The organism is Acetobacter senegalensis, from assembly GCF_001499615.1.
In the GTDB taxonomy this organism is placed as follows: domain Bacteria; phylum Pseudomonadota; class Alphaproteobacteria; order Acetobacterales; family Acetobacteraceae; genus Acetobacter; species Acetobacter senegalensis.
Window position 1 is genome coordinate 3,223,413 of the sequence record NZ_LN606600.1, and the last position, 17,030, is coordinate 3,240,442.

Annotated in this window: 13 protein-coding genes and 1 pseudogene; 5 read left to right on the top strand and 9 right to left on the bottom strand. The window is 50.1% G+C overall.

The features are described from left to right. Nucleotides 1-24 precede the first annotated feature (24 nt). The 4 genes and pseudogenes from ASN_RS20315 to ASN_RS15075 form a co-directional block, all read right to left on the bottom strand. The gene (locus ASN_RS20315) at nt 25-891 is read right to left on the bottom strand and encodes an FAD-dependent oxidoreductase (RefSeq protein ID WP_231948257.1); all 867 of its coding nucleotides are present in this window, start codon (nt 889-891) and stop codon (nt 25-27) included. 346 nt (nt 892-1,237) lie between these two features. Beyond that, nucleotides 1,238-1,369, bottom strand: a pseudogene (locus ASN_RS20320) (rubredoxin); the annotation flags it as partial. Then, nucleotides 1,366-2,520, bottom strand: coding sequence for an acyl-CoA dehydrogenase family protein (locus tag ASN_RS15070; RefSeq protein WP_082666719.1), 1,155 nt, complete (start codon nt 2,518-2,520; stop codon nt 1,366-1,368). The pseudogene ASN_RS20320 and the gene ASN_RS15070, both read right to left, overlap by 4 nt. Before the next feature lie 9 nt (nt 2,521-2,529). Next, nucleotides 2,530-3,072, bottom strand: a complete 543-nt coding sequence (locus ASN_RS15075; RefSeq protein ID WP_006559374.1) for an OsmC family protein — start codon at nt 3,070-3,072, stop codon at nt 2,530-2,532. Nucleotides 3,073-3,185: 113 nt separating this feature from the next. On the opposite strand from ASN_RS15075, the gene ASN_RS15080 reads away from it, so the two are divergent. Continuing rightward, nucleotides 3,186-3,830: a TetR/AcrR family transcriptional regulator gene (locus ASN_RS15080; RefSeq protein WP_058988652.1), complete on the top strand. Its 645-nt coding sequence runs from the start codon at nt 3,186-3,188 to the stop codon at nt 3,828-3,830. Here ASN_RS15080 and ASN_RS19050 read toward each other — a convergent pair. Further along, complete coding sequence (locus tag ASN_RS19050) at nt 3,787-4,716, bottom strand: LysR family transcriptional regulator (RefSeq protein ID WP_082666720.1); 930 nt, start codon at nt 4,714-4,716, stop codon at nt 3,787-3,789. The genes ASN_RS15080 and ASN_RS19050 overlap by 44 nt on opposite strands. 119 nt (nt 4,717-4,835) lie before the next feature. Between ASN_RS19050 and betC the strand changes: the two genes are divergently transcribed. The 4 genes from betC (at nt 4,836) to ASN_RS15100 (ending at nt 13,458) form a co-directional block, all read left to right on the top strand. Then, a complete protein-coding gene (betC, locus tag ASN_RS15085) occupies nt 4,836-6,365 on the top strand; it encodes a choline-sulfatase (protein ID WP_058989384.1) in 1,530 nt (509 codons plus the stop codon). A gap of 7 nt (nt 6,366-6,372) precedes the next feature. Then, nucleotides 6,373-8,766, top strand: coding sequence for a TonB-dependent receptor (locus tag ASN_RS15090; RefSeq protein ID WP_167541321.1), 2,394 nt, complete (start codon nt 6,373-6,375; stop codon nt 8,764-8,766). A gap of 287 nt (nt 8,767-9,053) precedes the next feature. Further along, nucleotides 9,054-9,911 (top strand): MFS transporter, encoded by an 858-nt coding sequence (locus tag ASN_RS15095; protein WP_157765199.1) that lies wholly within the window; start codon nt 9,054-9,056, stop codon nt 9,909-9,911. Nucleotides 9,912-10,668: 757 nt separating this feature from the next. After that, on the top strand, nt 10,669-13,458 hold the full coding sequence (locus tag ASN_RS15100; protein WP_058988654.1) for a bifunctional aconitate hydratase 2/2-methylisocitrate dehydratase: 2,790 nt from the start codon (nt 10,669-10,671) through the stop codon (nt 13,456-13,458). Between the two features lie 614 nt (nt 13,459-14,072). Here ASN_RS15100 and ASN_RS15105 read toward each other — a convergent pair. From ASN_RS15105 to ASN_RS15120, 4 genes are all read right to left on the bottom strand, one after another. Continuing rightward, nucleotides 14,073-14,666, bottom strand: a complete 594-nt coding sequence (locus ASN_RS15105; RefSeq protein ID WP_086897132.1) for a hypothetical protein — start codon at nt 14,664-14,666, stop codon at nt 14,073-14,075. Nucleotides 14,667-14,708: 42 nt separating this feature from the next. Then, nucleotides 14,709-15,473 (bottom strand): hypothetical protein, encoded by a 765-nt coding sequence (locus ASN_RS15110; RefSeq protein WP_231948258.1) that lies wholly within the window; start codon nt 15,471-15,473, stop codon nt 14,709-14,711. 112 nt (nt 15,474-15,585) lie between these two features. Then, nucleotides 15,586-15,870, bottom strand: coding sequence for a hypothetical protein (locus tag ASN_RS15115; protein ID WP_157765200.1), 285 nt, complete (start codon nt 15,868-15,870; stop codon nt 15,586-15,588). After that, nucleotides 15,836-16,261 carry a hypothetical protein gene (locus ASN_RS15120; protein WP_058988657.1) on the bottom strand — a complete coding sequence of 142 codons (426 nt, stop codon included), beginning with the start codon at nt 16,259-16,261 and terminating at the stop codon, nt 15,836-15,838. The genes ASN_RS15115 and ASN_RS15120 overlap by 35 nt, the downstream gene beginning before the upstream one ends. Nucleotides 16,262-17,030: the final 769 nt, after the last annotated feature.

Sequence of the window (17,030 nt, forward strand, 5' to 3'; positions counted from 1 at the left end):
CGATTTGGATTTGGTTTCATGCAGTCAGGCTTTCAGCGTTGCCGTAATGATGCCGCCTTGCTTCTGCTGCATAAGCAGTCGGAAGGGTGTCGCCTCCACAACATCCCATTCGGCCCTTGGGTCAGGTGTACCCCTTAATTCCAACGGCATAATCCGGCTTTTCAGGCGAATGGGAGGGCTGGTATGCTGATAACCAGCGTGTGGCAGGCCCAGAAGAGAGTGCGCAATGGCATCGGCTTGAGCGGCGATTGGTGCAATATACCGGCATGTCTGCCCATTCAGGCTGATGCAATCTCCCAAAGCATAAATTGATGGGTTACTTGTCCGAAGTGTTGCTTCGTCAACAATAATACCCTGTTTGGTTTTAAGGTTTGCCATATGGGCTAACCTTAAATTAGTTTCCAGGCCGATCGTGGAAATAACAATCTCAGCGTCGCACTTGTTTCCTGATGAGAGAATAATAGTTTTACCAGCAGGGGAAGGTTTAACAATATCAACTGTTGTATTGGTTATGATTGTGACACCACATTGGCGCAAGCGTTGCTGCAACACCATTCCTGCCTGGGATGGAAGAAGAGTTTCAAGCGGGTAGGGGCCTTGAGTGATGAGCGTAACATCATGCCCAGCCGTTGCCGCATCTTCTGCGAGTTCACAGCCAACCAGTCCTGCGCCAATAATGACAATACGACGCGATTGTGAGCCGATTTGCGCGCGGAGCCCTAACCAAGCATCAAGCGTGTTGATACGCCAAACCATGTTGGCGGGAAGGGAGGGCAGGGAAATAGGTCTGGCACCTTGCGCCAGCACCAAGCTTTTGTAACGGAGCGTACCGCGTGTAGTACGTAAGCTCCGCCGTGAAGCATCCAGCCCGACTGCTACTGTCTCGGCCATCAGGCGAATATTCAAACGGGCCGCAGCCTGCAGGCCTGTTTCTTTGCGGAGTTTTTTCGTGTGTCAGGTTGCGGGAGAGAGCGACTGAAAGTTCAGGCTTTGTATAAATATCGCCGGAACAGGCGGTCACCAGCGTGATGGGTACCGTTGCATCCAGTTCACGCAGTTTTCGGGCTACACTCCACCCTGCTGTGCCGCCCCCAAGAATAACAATGGAATCAGTTCGCGATCGTGTAATCACCGGTGCCACGATAGGTTGCTGCGCAGAGGGTGAGCTTGGACTGTAAAGCTCGAAATCTGCTTTTGTGACGCCGCATAACGGGCAATACCAGTCATCAGGAATATCTTCAAAGCGCGTGCCGGGCGCTATGCCACTATCCGGATCCCCTTTTGCTTCGTCATAAATCCATCCGCAAATTGTGCAGATATATGTTCTGACAGAAAGATCTTCTGGAAGCCTCGGGGATGAAGGTGTCATGATGGCAACTCTTCCTTGGCGAGTTGCGTCATTTCTGACCGCAAATGCTTGATGGCAGGTGTCACGATTGCGACGAACTGGGCTTCCCGCATTCTCCTTTGCGGTGCTGCACTGCTTAGATACCCACGTGCCCCCTGATGCAACAACGCTGATTGCGCCGCACGCAAGGCAAGTTCAGATCCCTGCTCACGGGCATCAAGAATATTCAGAAAATAGTCTTTCCCCGGATTTTTTGGAATTCGCGCCAGTTTCAGAACGCGCTCAAGCAAATCATTCAGTTCTGCTTGAACGGAATCAGGACGATCTTCCAGATACTGATTCACGTGGCCCAACGGCCTCTCAACAGCACGCATACTGTCGATAGCACCCTGAATGATCCCGACAGCCATGCCACACTGAAGCAGGAGAAACGGAATTCTAATATGTTGCAGCAGGGCTCCCGCCGGGGCAGCGATAACGTCCCGATCAGGAATAAAATGGTTTTCCAGCCGAATACCCCAGGTGCTGGTTCCTTCCATGCCTGAAAAATGAGGGCATTTGAAAAGCATATCCGGTTTATCAAACCGAAGGAGAAAAAGCACTCTCTCAGTTTCATGACCATTCAGGCTTGCAACGGCTCCGCAATACTGTCCAGGTGCAATATGGCTAACCCAAGGGAGTGTACCGCTTACGGTATATCCACCTGAAACAGGGGTGGCGTGTAGGGCAATTTTTTCAATTCCCGCCTGCGCCTTGATGGGGTTGGAAAGAGCTGTTCCGCCGAACCGTTCAGCCGCAAGATGTTGCCTGAGCAATGTGTCGTGCAATGCTGCTTCAGGCGCTGCAGTAAGATAAAGTGCACAGGCCATGTGGCACCACACAAGAAAGCCAGTCGAGCCGCATACACGCGATACTGAAGCTACTCCCTGGATAGCTTGGACGAGATCTGGGTTTGCCCTGTTGGAGAAAGGAGAAAACAGCCCTGCATCTGCAAGGTCTTTTAGAATATCAAGCGGATAATAACCTTCCAGATCAATTTTGACCGCAAGTTCTGTCAGGCGATCAGTAGCAATCTGGTTAATTCTGCCCAGCACATTGTTCCCTTCTTTGCCAGCAAAGTGCGGTGCTGAGGGGCGCATATCAGGTGATGACTTGGAGAGGTGCTGGGTCATGATTATGGTTCAGTCGGTCAAGCTGACGGTCAGCGGAACCGGGTTGCGGAGTGTGTTGGCGACCGGTGAGAATGTATTGGCATGTGCGACAATCTCGTCGAGAACAGCGCGTGGTGCATCTCCTTCTACGTTAACGCGGACGCGAACCTGCTTGAATCCCATTTCCTCAGGTTTACGGTCTGCACCACCCGCGCCCCAGGCGGCTGTATTTCCAATGTCGCCTTCCAGCCAGAGCTCAAGTTTGCTCAGCTTGACCTGGCGGTATGTTGCAACGGCAGTAATGCCGACTGCCAGGCATCCGCCAAGGGCCGAAAGTACGATTTCACCCGGGGCTGGCGCGGTATTCTGGCCGAAGAGATGCAGGGGTTCATCAACGACAACCGGCGCGTGGTCTCCTACATAACTGAGAGTCCGGTATTGTCCTTCGGTCACTGTATGAACCTTATTAGTCCCAAAATTATCAGGGTTCGCTTTGCCTTTTTCAGCAAATTTAAGAAGACCATCCCGGTCAATCGGACGAAGATATGTGGTTACAGTTGATGTTTCAGGCATTTCCCACTCCGTAAATAACGATCAAAAACGTTATTATCATTCCATATCGTTATTTATGGGTATACCGGTCAGTCTATGTCGTCAACAACCAAATTGCGTGATAGGAAAAGACCATGGATCACACTCTTTCTCTTCTCCTGCCGACCTATGCGCCTGAAACAGAAGGTTCCGCTTCAAGTCGGGATGCCGGGGATGCACTCGTCACGGCTGCTATCTGGCTGTTCTGCAGGAACGGCATAAAAAACACTGGCGTCGAAAAAATCATCTCTCGCGCAGGTGTCTCAAAGATGACGCTTTACAACCGCTTTTCGACCAAAGAAGGGTTGGTTGCAGCCGCCGTGGAGAAGGAAGCTCAACAGTGGAGAGATTGGCTTTTTTCATATGTAAATGGCGGAGAGGCTGATCCGCACTATGGGCGGATACCGTTGGTTTTTACGGCTTTGTTCGAGTGGTTTTCACGGAAGGACTATTTCGGTTGCCTGATCATGAAAGCAGCGATTGAATTTGAAGGAGAGTCTCCAGAAATCACGCGGATATTTAATGCGCATAAAACAGCAATGAATGGGTTTCTGGTCGATTTATGTGAGGATGTAGGTTTAAGAGAAAGTAATGTCCTTGCATCTATGTTAATGACCCTCATAGATGGAAGCATTATTAAGTCTCTTCTTGCAAAAGATCCGAGGTTCGGTTTGGAGGCGGGAGCAATGGCAAAAATCATACTTGATTCATTTTTGATTGCGCCAATATCCACTGAATGAAACTGTCGATATGTCTTTTCTTGTTCAGAGGGGTAGAAAGAAAATAACCTCGTCTGCTTTTTATTGGCTTATTATTCAAAACAATAACCTGATCTGTTTTTACTAAATCATCAATCAGAGGCCTCCAGCCCAGTGCAATGCCTTGGTTCTGTAAAACTGCTTGAAGTAAGAGTGGGTAATTTCCAAAGAAAAGGCCATTCTTTGAATATGACTTTAAAGAGCATGATGCATCGACCGCTTGAAACCAGTCTGCCCAGGTAAACCACTGGTGGTCAGGGCCGCTTAAATGTAAAAGCTTTGCTTCAAGCAGATCGTGTGGATGGTTAAAAGGGCCGGCTATCTTCAAATACACTGCACTGCAGATAGGAACAATTTCTTCCTGAAATAGGCAGATAGTCGATATATCGTGTGTTTGCGGCTTTTCCCCGAAAAGAATGGAAACATCATGCAGGGTGTTTCGATGGTCTATCTTGGCATCTCGTCTAGCTTGTGTTGTCAGGAGGCTGACATCAATGTCTGGATGTTTTTCTTCAAAGTCTGACAAACGGGGCAAAAGCCAGTTTGCTGCAAATCCGTAATCGGTCAGAATTGTTAGTGTTTCACGAGAACTGCTGCCGTGAATTATTTCCATGGTGCCATATAACTGAGTCAGCACATCAGTTGTCGTCGTATGTAACATTTGGCCGTAGCGGGTGGCTGAAACGCCCCTATGGCGTCGCTCAAACAAGACAACTCCTAAAAGCTTTTCCAGTTGCGCAACCTGCTGGCTGACTGCGGGTTGGGTCATGCCAAGCTCAAGTGCCGCCGTGCTGAAGCTGCCACATCGACCGACAGTCTCAATCAGGCGAAGTGAGCGTAACAGATAGTCTGCTTGATTCGGTGTCATAAGGCGTGCTTATACAACATATATAAACGTAGATACATCAAAAACAACGAAATTAATGGTTTATTTTGAACAATTAAAACTATACGAAATAGTGAAAAATGATAACGGAAAGAGAGACAGTGACACAAAGCGTTCCGCTGAATTTTCTGGTTGTGGTGGCAGACCAGCTCACGGCCCTTGCGTTGCCTGCCTACCTTGGAGGACGTGACCCTTCACCTGCAAAAGTGCCAAACCTGAACCGTTTGGCAGAACGTGGTACCTTTTTTACCAATGCGTATACGGTTAGCCCCTTGTGTGGGCCTTCTCGTGGTGCGTTCATGACCGGCCTTATGCCCTCTAAAAGCGGTATTATAGATAATGGCAGTGAATGGCATTCAGACATTCCAACGTTCGGCCACAGGCTGCGAGATGCCGGATATCAAACCATTCTTGCGGGAAAGATGCATTTTGTCGGCGCGGATCAACTTCATGGTTTTGAAGAACGGCTGACAACGGATATTTACCCGTCAGATTTTACCTGGGTGCCAGACTGGCAGAACAAGGAAGACCGGCCAGACTGGTACCATTCCATGGATTCCGTTCTGAATGCCGGACCAGTGCTGCGAAGCAACCAGATTGATTTTGATGAAGAAGTTGCTTTTGCGTCGCGGCGGAAGTTGTTCGACCTGGCTCGGCAGAGAGACGACAAACGACCGTTTTGCATGGTTGTGTCTTTTACTCATCCGCACGACCCGTTCAATATTACACCGGAATGGTGGGATTTGTATGCAGAAAGCGATATTCCTCTGCCTCGGGTTCCAGATTCAGTAGAAAAACACCCCGCCGAAGAGCGTATTCGTGCGGCATGCGGAATTGATGCGCAACGTCCTTCCGACGCTGATATTCTGCGTGCAAAGCGTGCTTACTATGGCGCTATTTCTTACATTGATCATCAGCTTGGGCAACTGGTCGATGTATTGCGCCAAACAGGCTTGGACAAAACCACCGCCATCATTTTCACCAGTGATCATGGTGAAATGCTTGGTGAGCATGGGCAGTGGTATAAAATGTCCTTTCGAGAAGGGGCCAGTCGCATCCCGCTTCTTGTCGTTCTCCCGGAAGGGACGTCACGGCATGTCGATCAGGCTGTTTGTCTGGCTGATGTGGGCGAGACAGTCTGCGGGCTGGCAGGTGCGCCGTCAGCCCCAGGAGTAACAGGCAGAGATTTGACGCCCCTTCTTAAAGGCGAGAAGGCTTGGGCGGATGAAGTGTTCGGTGAATATCTTGGAGAAGGGACATTTGAGCCAACTGTCATGATCCGTCGTGGCAAATGGAAATTTCTCTATACGCCGCACGACCCTGATCAATTATATGATCTGGTGGATGATCCAGATGAAGTAAGCAATCTTGCACATCTGTCGGCTTATCAGGACAAGGTAAAGGCTTTTCAGGCCGAAGCTCTTCAACGGTGGAATTTTGATCAGCTTCGTCAAACTGTAGTGCTAAGTCAGCAAAGGCGGGCACTTGTAAAACGTGCCTTGGCGACAGGCCGCTGTACGGCGTGGGATTATCAGCCCCCGGCTAACGCACATCGTGCCTATATCCGCCATCATAAACCTTTGGAACAGCTTGAAGCAGAAGCCCGGCTGTTACCACAGGGTATTGGGTAATATCACCATGATATTCTATCGCCTTCCTTATCGCGCCTCCTTCGCGTTTGTCATCTCTTTGGGAGCAACATGCGCTGCGTATGGCGCAGAAACAGAGCCTCATCCGATTTTTGTCGCTTCCAGCGGGAATGTGCAAAAGAAGAGTAGTCAGAAAGATGATACTCGTGTTGCGGCCCAACGAAAGAAATCGTCAACTTTGGAGGAAGTTACAGTACGTTCCAACAGAAGAACGCAACAGGTTGCCAATACACCAGCCTCTGTTGTGGCCCTGACAGGCAAGACACTTCAGACAACAGGTGTGCGGGATGCGCTTTCGTTGGCGCGTGATATTCCTGGGTTGATGGCAGAAAGTACATCTGGCTCGACAAACCCGCGTTATCGCCTGCGTGGTATTGGTACAAATGATTTTTCAGCCAACATGACAACAGCCGTTGGTGTTTCTGAAGATGAAGTGTTTCTGGATAGCGGTGCATCTCAAGGAACGCCAATTTATGACCTGGACCATGTAGAGGTTTTTCGTGGTCCGCAAGGAACGTTGCAAGGCAAGAACACAACTGCTGGAATGGTTTCTTATTATACCAAAAAGCCAACCAATGCTTTGGATGGTTATGTACGTGGTACTGCCGGAAATTATGGTCTGTGGGGCGAAGAGGGGGCTATTGGCGGCCCAATTATAAAAGATAAACTGATGGCCCGTTTCGCCATAGTGAATAGACGTATGGATGGTCAGTATTATAATGGTACGCATAAAAACCCGACGGGTGGTTATCAATATTATGATATGCGTGGGCAGATCCTTGCAAAGCCAGTTGATAATTTCTCCATTCTGATCAAGGCCCATCTTGGGCGGAACAGAACGGAAGTGCCTATTGATCATGTCGGGCTGCTGGAGGGGGGAACAGATGCGCAAGGGTATGCTCAAGCCTCCCGACGAAATATCCAAAATAATGGGCGTACGGATGCGACAACCCGGCGGGCAGGGCTTTCTGTCAATGCTCGCTATGAGTTTGAAAGCGGTTGGAGCCTGAGCAATATTTTCGCGCTGGAATGGAACCATTTCAACGTTTTCTCAGATGATGATGCCAGTCCGGCTTCCGTTGATTATCAGGAAAATATTGGTGGTGTAGCGCGTGTTTTGAGTAATGAAATTCGTGTTGCATCTCCACAAAACAGGAAAATACGCTATATTGGGGGCGTTTATTATTTGCGGAATATGACGCAATCTTCCAGCCAGCAGCCTCTTTATAGCCCGATTGACTTTGGTGTGAATGGTAACGCTTCCAGCTTTAATATCAATACGCAGGATGCTGCGGTTTTTTCGGCTTTGTCCTTTGATCTGACGCGTCGCCTCACCCTTGATATTGGGGGCCGCTTTACGTCTGAAACCCGCACCGCCAATGGTGAAGCGTGGGCTTACAATACATTGAGTACAAACCCCTATTATACGGGAAATCGGGCACTTACCTATATTAATACCAACACAGGCACGTTTATTGACCCAGCTACCGGCCAGAGTCTTAGCGGTCCACCCCTGAAGAAAACGTTTAATCGAGACAGCGAAGATGCAAGCCTGAAATATCGGTTTGCGCATGGTGTTATTGGCTACCTGCGTTATGCGCGTGGTTTTCGTACGGGTAATTACAATACATATGTTGCAACGGCATCAGACTTCAGTCTGTATAACCCCGAAGTGCTGACTGATTACGAAGGGGGGATAAAGGCTCGGCTATGGCAGGGCAAGGCTCAGCTTAACCTTTCCGGTTTTCATTATGATTACAACAACATGCAGGTTACAATTCTGCAGAATACCGGTACACACACAACAAACGCTGCGCGTGCTGTTTCCAATGGTTTTGAATTTGAAGGGCAGGTACGCCCAGTTGAAAACCTGTTTGGCTCTTTCGGTGTGTCCTACCAGGATGCGCATTACACCAATTTCCGTAATGCGAGTGCGCCGACACCTTTCAATGGTGGGAACCCTGTCAATCTGTCCGGGCAGCCGTTGGAACGTGCGCCTCATGTCACGACCAATTTCTTGTTGAGTTATAAAATTCCCGTATCCTTTGGTGATTTCACAATCCAGACTGATTGGCGTTATACAAGCCGTTATCGTTTCCAGGCCTGGTCTGATGTGCATCCCTCAACACCAGCCGCTTTTCTTGCTTCACCTCAAACACTGGCGTTAGTGCGGAAAGCCTTTTCCCAAAAGCCTGTTATTACCGGAAATGTAAGACTTGCCTGGCATTCCGTTGATGAAAAAACAGAAGTCGCCGTCTGGCTGCACAATATTACAAACCAGATGACTTATACAAACGCGTTTGGTGAATTCTTCAACCGTAATATCAGCCGCTACCCAGGTGATTTGCGCTCCTTTGGCTTTGAAGTCATGCGGTCCCTGTAATGGCTTTGGGGGAAACACGTAAAATTGGTTTCATAACCTTGGCTGCTATCAGCGCTGCAGACTGTGCCGCGCATAGTATGAACTCATTAGGTCCATTCGCGGTTGGGGAGTTGATAAAAAGTGGCCAACTGACTACGGCACAGGCTGGTTTGTGGAGCAGCGTAGAAATGCTTTCATATGCTGCTGCCATGACAGGCATTGCGTCCCACGTGCATCGTGTGCGTTTGCGCTCGCTCGCCCTTATCGCTGCGTGCTGTGTTATTGCAGCACAAGCTGGCTCTGCTTACGTGCATGTGCTCTGGGGGCTGCTGGGTTTACGTATTTTGTCAGGGTGTGGGCTTGGTGCGCTGAATGCAGTCGTCAATATTGGTGCCAGCCGGCTGGGCCAGCCTGTTTTTGTGCTCTCTTTTGTTATGGTTGTGCAGACCGTTGTTTTTTCTGCATCCAGCCTTTTTCTGCCTTATATTGGCGATGCCACAGGGCAGCAGGGTATTTTCTTAACATTGGCACTTATTGTTTTTGCTCTGGCGCCTCTTATGAGGTTACTGCCAGATACGGCGAGCGAACCTCAGAAACGATTGCAAGATCATCATCCGATGTCCGGGCAGGCTTTTGCCGCCTTGCTTGCCGTTCTGTGTTACACTGGCGGCAGCCTTGCTGTCTGGCCATTTACCGAACGAATTGCAGTATCAGTCGGGCTGACACCTATGTCATTTGGCTCGTTATCGGCTTTTGCCAACATATTTGGTTTGTGTATCTGCCTTGTGGGTGTCCGGTTGAGCCAGAATAGGGCAAGCATGCGCTTGCTGAGTCCTGCAATTATTCTGACAGGAGTGATCTGTATTCTTCAGGCATGGCCTCCGTCTGGGGTACTTTTCAAAACAGCATTTTCGTTAAACTATGGTTTGTGGTTCTTTATCTATCCGGGTTTGGTCGGTCTGACTTGTCTGGTTGACCCATCGGGGAAGTTGGCTGCTCGTTCCGGCGGTGCCTGGATGCTTTCTCAGGCGGGTACTACATTGCTTGCTGGCTGTGCAGGTAATAGCGGACATTATATGTGGGTCGGCTTTCTGAGTTTTTTGTTGTGTCTTATATCCGCCGTCTGTGTCGTTTTTATTAAGCCACACCACATGGTGGCTCCATAGCTATTATGCTCGATGTGTCTCTGGCCGTAAGGCCGTGACGAACATATTTTGTGTCCTGATTATAGAGTAACTGTCTGACTATGGCGTCAGCAGGGGCACAAAATAAGGCCACCTTGGTGTCTCGTATAGGTAGAAATGTTCCTTCCGCGATGACTATGGGAGCCGTAGCGATAAATCCGGGCCAAAGTGGTTTTCAGAGCATGAACCTGCTCTCCACGGTGACTGGAGGACGATTGCCTCAGGCATCATTTTTTTAGTCAGTTCTATTCGACTGACCATCGTGTTTGGGGCGGTGGCGGCGAGCCCGATGAAGATCGGCCTATTCGGTAGGTGGCTTTTGCGATCGTGACGAAGTACCTTCCAATGGTGACGATTACCAGTCGGAGGGGTCAAAAAGCCTTAATTCTGGCTTTTCTGCCGATAGGGATAGTCAGGAGTTTAGCCGCTATCTGGGAGCGAAAAGGGAGGGGAGAGCCCTATAGGGCAGGTGGCCGAGACGTGTTGTAATATGAAAACGCGGATGGAGCCTTTCGACAGACTGCTCTTGATTGGATATCGCTTCATTAAGTAATAGGTCTTCATCCAAGGGCTGAACGAAGCGGGTGTCTTAGGCTCTTTCGTCTCTCTCAGTACCGGAAAATTGAAATGACAAATGCTAGCGTAGCTGGGATCAGTCAGGCCTTAAAGTGAAGCGAGCGATAGCTGGTTTGTGTGGCTACGCTTCAGATCGATACACCTCTATGACGTTGGGATTGCGATGAACGCCTATTCAGATTACCTGGCCGAAATCAAGGACAGAGCAAACCAGGGGCTCGCTCCCAAACCGATCGACGATGGTGGACTAGTCCGCGATATTATTACATTGATTGAGGATACTGGTAACGAACACCGGGCAGATGCTCTCAAGTTCTTCATTTACAACACGTTGCCCGGCACAACCAGCGCCGCAGGTGTCAAGGCGGACTTCCTGAAGAAGATCGTTCTGGGCGAAACAGTCGTTCCGGAGATCACGCCGAACTTTGCCCTCGAACTGCTTTCGCACATGAAAGGCGGCCCATCGGTCAAGGCGCTTCTGGACATCGCTCTCGGAGACAACGGCCCGATCGCCGAACAGGCGGGCGAAGTGCTGAAGACCCAGGTATTCCTCTATGACGCCGATATGTCCCGGCTGCGCGATGCCTTCAAGGCTGGCAATGCCGTCGCGAAGGACGTGCTCGAGAGCTATGCCAAGGCCGAGTTCTTCACCAAGCTTCCGGATGTTGAAGACGAGATCAAGGTTGTAACCTTTGTCGCAGCAGAAGGGGATATCTCGACCGATCTTCTGTCGCCCGGCAATCAGGCGCATTCGCGTTCAGACCGCGAGTTGCACGGCCAATGCATGATTTCGCCCGAGGCACAGAAAGAAATCGTTGCGCTGCAGAAGCAGCATCCCGACGCACGAGTGATGATGATCGCTGAAAAGGGCACGATGGGCGTCGGCTCATCGCGTATGTCGGGCGTGAACAACGTGGCACTCTGGACCGGCAAGCAGGCCAGCCCCTATGTTCCTTTCGTCAACTTTGCTCCGATCGTCGCAGGTACTAACGGTATCTCGCCCATTTTTGCGACAACAGTTGACGTGACTGGCGGCATCGGCCTGAACCTGAAAAACTGGGTCCGGAAGACAGGTGAAGACGGCAAACCGGTTCTGGACAAAGATGGCAATCCTATCCTTGAGCAGAAATATTCGGTTGCGACGGGTACCGTTCTGAAGATCGATGTGAAGAACAAGCAGCTCCGCGACGAAAACGGCAAGGAACTGGTCGATATTGCGGCTTCATTCACCCCCCAGAAGATGGAGTTCATGAAGGCGGGTAGCTCTTATGCTATCGTTTTCGGCAAGAAGCTCCAGACATTTGCTGCTCAGACGCTGGGGATCGAGGCTCCTCGGGTCTTTGCTCCGAATAAGGAACTTACGGTCGAAGGTCAGGGCCTGACCGCAGTCGAGAAGATATTCAACCGTAACGCCGTTGGTGTAACGCCGGGTAAGGTCCTGCATGCGGGGTCGGATGTTCGCGTGAAGGTGAATATCGTCGGCTCTCAGGACACAACCGGCCTGATGACCGCGCAGGAACTTGAAGCGATGGCGGCGACCGTCATCTCTCCTCTGGTGGACGGCGCATACCAGTCAGGCTGCCATACGGCATCCGTGTGGGACAAGAAGGCGCAGGCGAACATCCCGAAGCTCATGAAGTTCATGAACAACTTCGGCCTGATCACCGCGCGCGACCCCAAGGGTGTCTATCACGCGATGACGGACGTCATTCATAAAGTGTTGAATGACATTACTGTTGATGACTGGGCGATCATCATCGGTGGTGACAGCCATACCCGCATGTCCAAGGGTGTGGCCTTCGGTGCCGATTCGGGCACCGTGGCGCTGGCACTTGCTACGGGCGAGGCGACGATGCCGATCCCGCAATCAGTCAAGGTGACGTTCAAAGGCACGATGCAGCCACACATGGATTTCCGTGACGTGGTGCACGCAACCCAGGCGCAGATGCTCAAACAGTGCGGCGAGAACGTCTTTCAGGGGCGCGTCATTGAGGTGCATCTCGGTACACTGCTTGCCGATCAGGCTTTCACCTTCACCGACTGGACAGCCGAGATGAAGGCAAAGGCCTCTATCTGTGTCTCGCAGGATGAGCCGCTGATTAAATCGCTGGAAATCGCCAAATCGCGCATCCAGATCATGATCGACAAGGGTATGGAAAATGCAGCAGGCACGCTGAAGGGCCTGATTGCCAAAGCTGATAAACGTATTGCTGAAATACGCTCGGGCGAAAAGCCTGCGCTGGCCCCGGATAACAATGCGAAATATTTTGCCGAGGTTGTGGTTGATCTCGACGTGATCGACGAGCCGATGATCGCCGATCCTGATGTAAACAACCCCGATGTGTCCAAGCGCTACACCCATGACACCATTCGTCCGGTTTCCTACTATGGTGGCAGCAAGAAAGTGGATCTGGGTTTCGTGGGTTCCTGCATGGTGCACAAAGGCGATGTGAAAATCGTGGCACAGATGCTCAAGAACCTCGAGAAAGCCGAAGGAAAAGTGGAGTTCAAGGCACCGCTGGTTGTCGCTGCACCCACCTACAATATCATTGATGAACTGAAGGCCGAGGGCGATTGGGAAATCCTTGAACGCTATTCCGGTTTTGAATTCGATGATCTGCTGCCGAAGGCTAACGCGCGGACCGAATACGAAAACATCCTTTATCTGGAACGTCCGGGCTGCAATTTGTGCATGGGCAACCAGGAGAAGGCTGAAAAGGGCGATACTGTTCTGGCGACGTCTACCCGTCTGTTCCAGGGACGTGTCGTTGAGGATTCCGGCGAGAAGAAAGGTGAATCACTTCTGGCCTCGACCCCGGTCGTAGTGTTGTCAGCGATCCTGGGGCGGATGCCGACCAAGGAAGAATATAAGGTCGCTGTCGAAGGGATTGAGCTAACCAAATTCGCTCCACCAAAAGCTGTTCCGATGGATTCCTTGTCTGTCCATTATTAAGGGTTTCCTTCTAAGGCTTGATTATTCGGAAGCAGGAAGAAAGCGCTTCGTTTGACACCTTGTCCGGACATGCTGCTAATCGGTTGAATTTGCCGGTGAGTGTATGTCCGGTCTATGGTGTTAATCAGTAGGGACGTTGCTCATCTTTGCATCCTCGACCAAGTGGAACGGGCTTCCGCGGCGCCTGCTGACGATGGTGCTTCGATATAGATACTGTCTCTTCTATGACTGCTGCGGCCTGCAGATCGTCGGCGGACCACGCCCAGCGCGAAGTGAAACTAGGGGTTACATACCCCTAAGTTGCTGCTCCCTCGCAGAAAGCGCGACTGGTTGGCAGTTGATACGATTTTGGCAGAGTAACAGAAGAGCTTCGTCGCGGAGATGCAGTCGAAATAAGTGGTGAGACTTTTCTATAAAATTACGGGGCAGGTAGGTTTATAGCGGACATAGAAGGATTTTCCGCACGAATTGGAACGCAAATGTCAGCGTTCCAATTGGGTGCTGTTCCAGCATAATGCCTCTCACTGAAAGTGTAAAAAGGCAATCCCATAAGTTTCTTAACCGGATTGCGGGATTTCAGAGAGAATATGTTCAGATCTGATATGGTCTTTCCTTCACGATAACGTTTCGAAATGTCGGATGATCCATGACATCTCATAGAGCAAGCCAAGGCTAACGAACCCAATATGGAACCGGCGATCAGTTGAGATAATCGCTATCCCACATAGGATAAGATAGACGGGCACACGAAACCAATATTCGATCGAAAACAGGGCGTAGTGCGCCGGGCCTTTGATGAGCGTATCAATAAGATCAAATACAACGGTCAGCGCAAAAAAGGAGAAAAACCACTTTCGTCTGGAAATAAAGAAATCCTCATATCCTGTATAATCGCTGATAGAATCAGGAAAAAGAAAAGCGCTCAGAAAGAACAGGATGATCGCATAGAGGATCAGAAACAGATAGGTTTCAAACGTCCAGACAGGAAGTTCGATCAGCCACAACTCCCACCACCAGAAATGCATCAGCATCAGAAGCAGCGTCAACACCCACCCAATGTGAACCGGATAAATGCGTGTCTGCGTCGGGTGTTGGATGATGCGCACAAGCCCGGTAAGGAGACGTGTGACGCTCAGACCGACCACCATTCCCATGATGATGCGGACATGCTGGAAAATATCGGGAGAGGTCAATGGATGCGGTACCACGATCAACTTTCTCCTTGTCAGCTTTCTCAGGCCGTTTCGTTCTCAGGGAATGGCATTGACAACTTCCAGTCCATCGTCTCCAAAAAAAGCGAGCCCGGCACCAATCATGGCCTGCCCCTTGGTGGTGGATAGATCGTGCGGTGAGGCTGCAGCAAGCGCCTTCAGCCAAGCGGGTGAAAAGATGCTTTTCCATTTCTGCTGCAATTCGGAAGCATTGTGGATCATCAGAGGCTTGGGGGCACCCGTATTCACCCGCAAAGGAAACGCTACGAACCGGACTGCATCTGCCGGTCGCCCTCCAATGGCAGCGTAATAAAACCCCTTGATAGGTTCCTCAAATTGAGCGTCACTCTTATTGGTTATGTCGGCATATCGACGTCCGAGGATGTAAGAGCCTCCACTTTGGAGATCGAGTTTAACAGGAAGAGTATGACCGTTACCGCTCCATGTTCCTGCAAGGCCGGTGCTGTTTTCTGCTGTGACAGGAGACGAATTGTTATCCACATAATGTAGCACGAACACACCTCCACCGGGTTCGGTAAGATGCAGTTCTGTTCCTGCGGTTCCGGTAAGAGGAATGTCTTTCAGATATTTTCTGTAATAATAATGACTTCCATCAGCAATTTTATTGCCAGACACGAACACCGTCATACTGATCGGTATTTCACCTATTGCACCGGCATAATCAGTGAACGCACGTAAATCTTCAGCATGTGCCTGGCAGGATATGTGCGTGGAAAATCCAATGAGGAAAACAGTCATAAGTCCTGATAGAGTTCTGCGCATTGTACGGATTTTAAATATCATGGGTTCAGCATTCTTTCATTAAAAGGAGGGGAAAATGCGCCAGAGCGTTAGTGATTTCGTCCTTATGGCTAAACATTGACGTCCATTCAGACAGTCCAAAAGGCGTGCATTTTTATGCTCCTTTCGTTCGTAGGGTTGGTAGCATGACGAACAGGGTGCAGGCGAAAGCCGCAAAATAGGGCAGCCCGTGCTTCGTGATATCCATGGCCACTCCGGTCGTGCCGAGGCCGATAAATGCTCCGACGCCCGAGGCGATGGACATGACTAAATACACAGACACCAGATCACCATCGCGGAACTCGAGCCCGATGACGCCCATCATGACAGCATAAAGGACGATGAATAGGCCGCCCCGCTGTTCATTATTTGGTGCTCTCAGCAAGGACAGTATCTGCATTGAACACACCGGGTTGGTTGGGATCAACTTCGCCCGTTCGGTAGAAGCGGGCAGTCAACTCCTCTCTGGGCTGCATAAGTTGATATGTATGCCGGGATTTTTTTGATCCATATGAGGAAGACGGGCCAGGAACCTGCGTCTTCTGTTCATTCAGGACCAAAAAATACTGATAACCGGAACTCTTTGCCGTTGTGGCAGCAGAGCGAAACACGGCCTGTTGCACGCTGCTCATAGAGTCAGTACCGCTTCCTGAGCCCGAGATGGCCACTGTGTGATCATCCAGCATATGTGGTGTGACCTCCACAGTGTTTAATGCCGAACTGATGTCAGCACATCCACTCAAACATAAGAACAAGCCGCTAAAGCACGCTTTTTTCCAGGTTTGCATCATAAAATTTTTCCTTGTCTAATCGGTGCTTGGTCAACGTTCACACTCAGCCATTGTCATTTTGACATGATGAAGAAGTGGAAATTAGTTTTCCAAAGGGGTAGCGCTGGGCATTGAGTAGAGTAATTCATAGTGTCACTGCTGTTGACCAGAAAGGTCTGACCAGTCAGCCCCCATCCGTTGATTATAGGAAAACGAACGAAAGGCGCACGGCCTGTGATATAACTTAGTCCTGCTGTAATGGAGGCAGAAAAGCCGATTGCTGATTTATGGAACGTCACTGCATGCGGAGCTTTCTGACCATAAAAAAGCAGTTATCCATTGGTTCCAATTCAATTGCATTTGTCGAAATATAGCGGAGGGCCGTATTCTTTCGAAGTTGAGCGGGTAAACTGCTCAATGGGCGCTTTTGGGGGGCACTATTGTAGTGGGTTGCAATGATGCTGGTTCTCTCAACGCATGCGCGGTCGATCCCGCCGGTTCTTCGGGGGGCGGCAACAAGGACGGTTTTCTCCTTAAGACTGTCGTCCGTCATAGATGGGTTCCCCTGTTACTCCATAAGATGCTTGTCATGCTTTCCGTTCAGGATGATTATCATCTATGATATCGCGATAAATCCGTCATTTTCGACAAGACATGTCGAGAAATACGAACAAACGGGTTACGATAGTGTCTTGGATCTGGTGGGGTAGAGATGGCTCTCTGTGGCATTTTGATTAAGTGCGGTCGAGGCCGAGAGTTTCTCGTCTGTTTCCGATATGTTCGAACGATA

Bases quoted from the DNA above. Each gene is read 5' to 3' on its own strand.
- ASN_RS15080 (WP_058988652.1), top strand. From the start codon at position 3,186: ATGGATCACACTCTTTCTCTTCTCCTGCCGACCTATGCGCCTGAAACA.
- ASN_RS15110 (WP_231948258.1), bottom strand. From the start codon at position 15,473: ATGATATTTAAAATCCGTACAATGCGCAGAACTCTATCAGGACTTATG.
- ASN_RS20315 (WP_231948257.1), bottom strand. From the start codon at position 891: ATGGCCGAGACAGTAGCAGTCGGGCTGGATGCTTCACGGCGGAGCTTA.
- ASN_RS19050 (WP_082666720.1), bottom strand. From the start codon at position 4,716: ATGACACCGAATCAAGCAGACTATCTGTTACGCTCACTTCGCCTGATT.
- ASN_RS15115 (WP_157765200.1), bottom strand. From the start codon at position 15,870: ATGCAGATACTGTCCTTGCTGAGAGCACCAAATAATGAACAGCGGGGC.
- ASN_RS15120 (WP_058988657.1), bottom strand. From the start codon at position 16,261: ATGATGCAAACCTGGAAAAAAGCGTGCTTTAGCGGCTTGTTCTTATGT.
- ASN_RS15100 (WP_058988654.1), top strand. From the start codon at position 10,669: ATGAACGCCTATTCAGATTACCTGGCCGAAATCAAGGACAGAGCAAAC.
- ASN_RS15090 (WP_167541321.1), top strand. From the start codon at position 6,373: ATGATATTCTATCGCCTTCCTTATCGCGCCTCCTTCGCGTTTGTCATC.
- ASN_RS15075 (WP_006559374.1), bottom strand. From the start codon at position 3,072: ATGCCTGAAACATCAACTGTAACCACATATCTTCGTCCGATTGACCGG.
- ASN_RS15070 (WP_082666719.1), bottom strand. From the start codon at position 2,520: ATGACCCAGCACCTCTCCAAGTCATCACCTGATATGCGCCCCTCAGCA.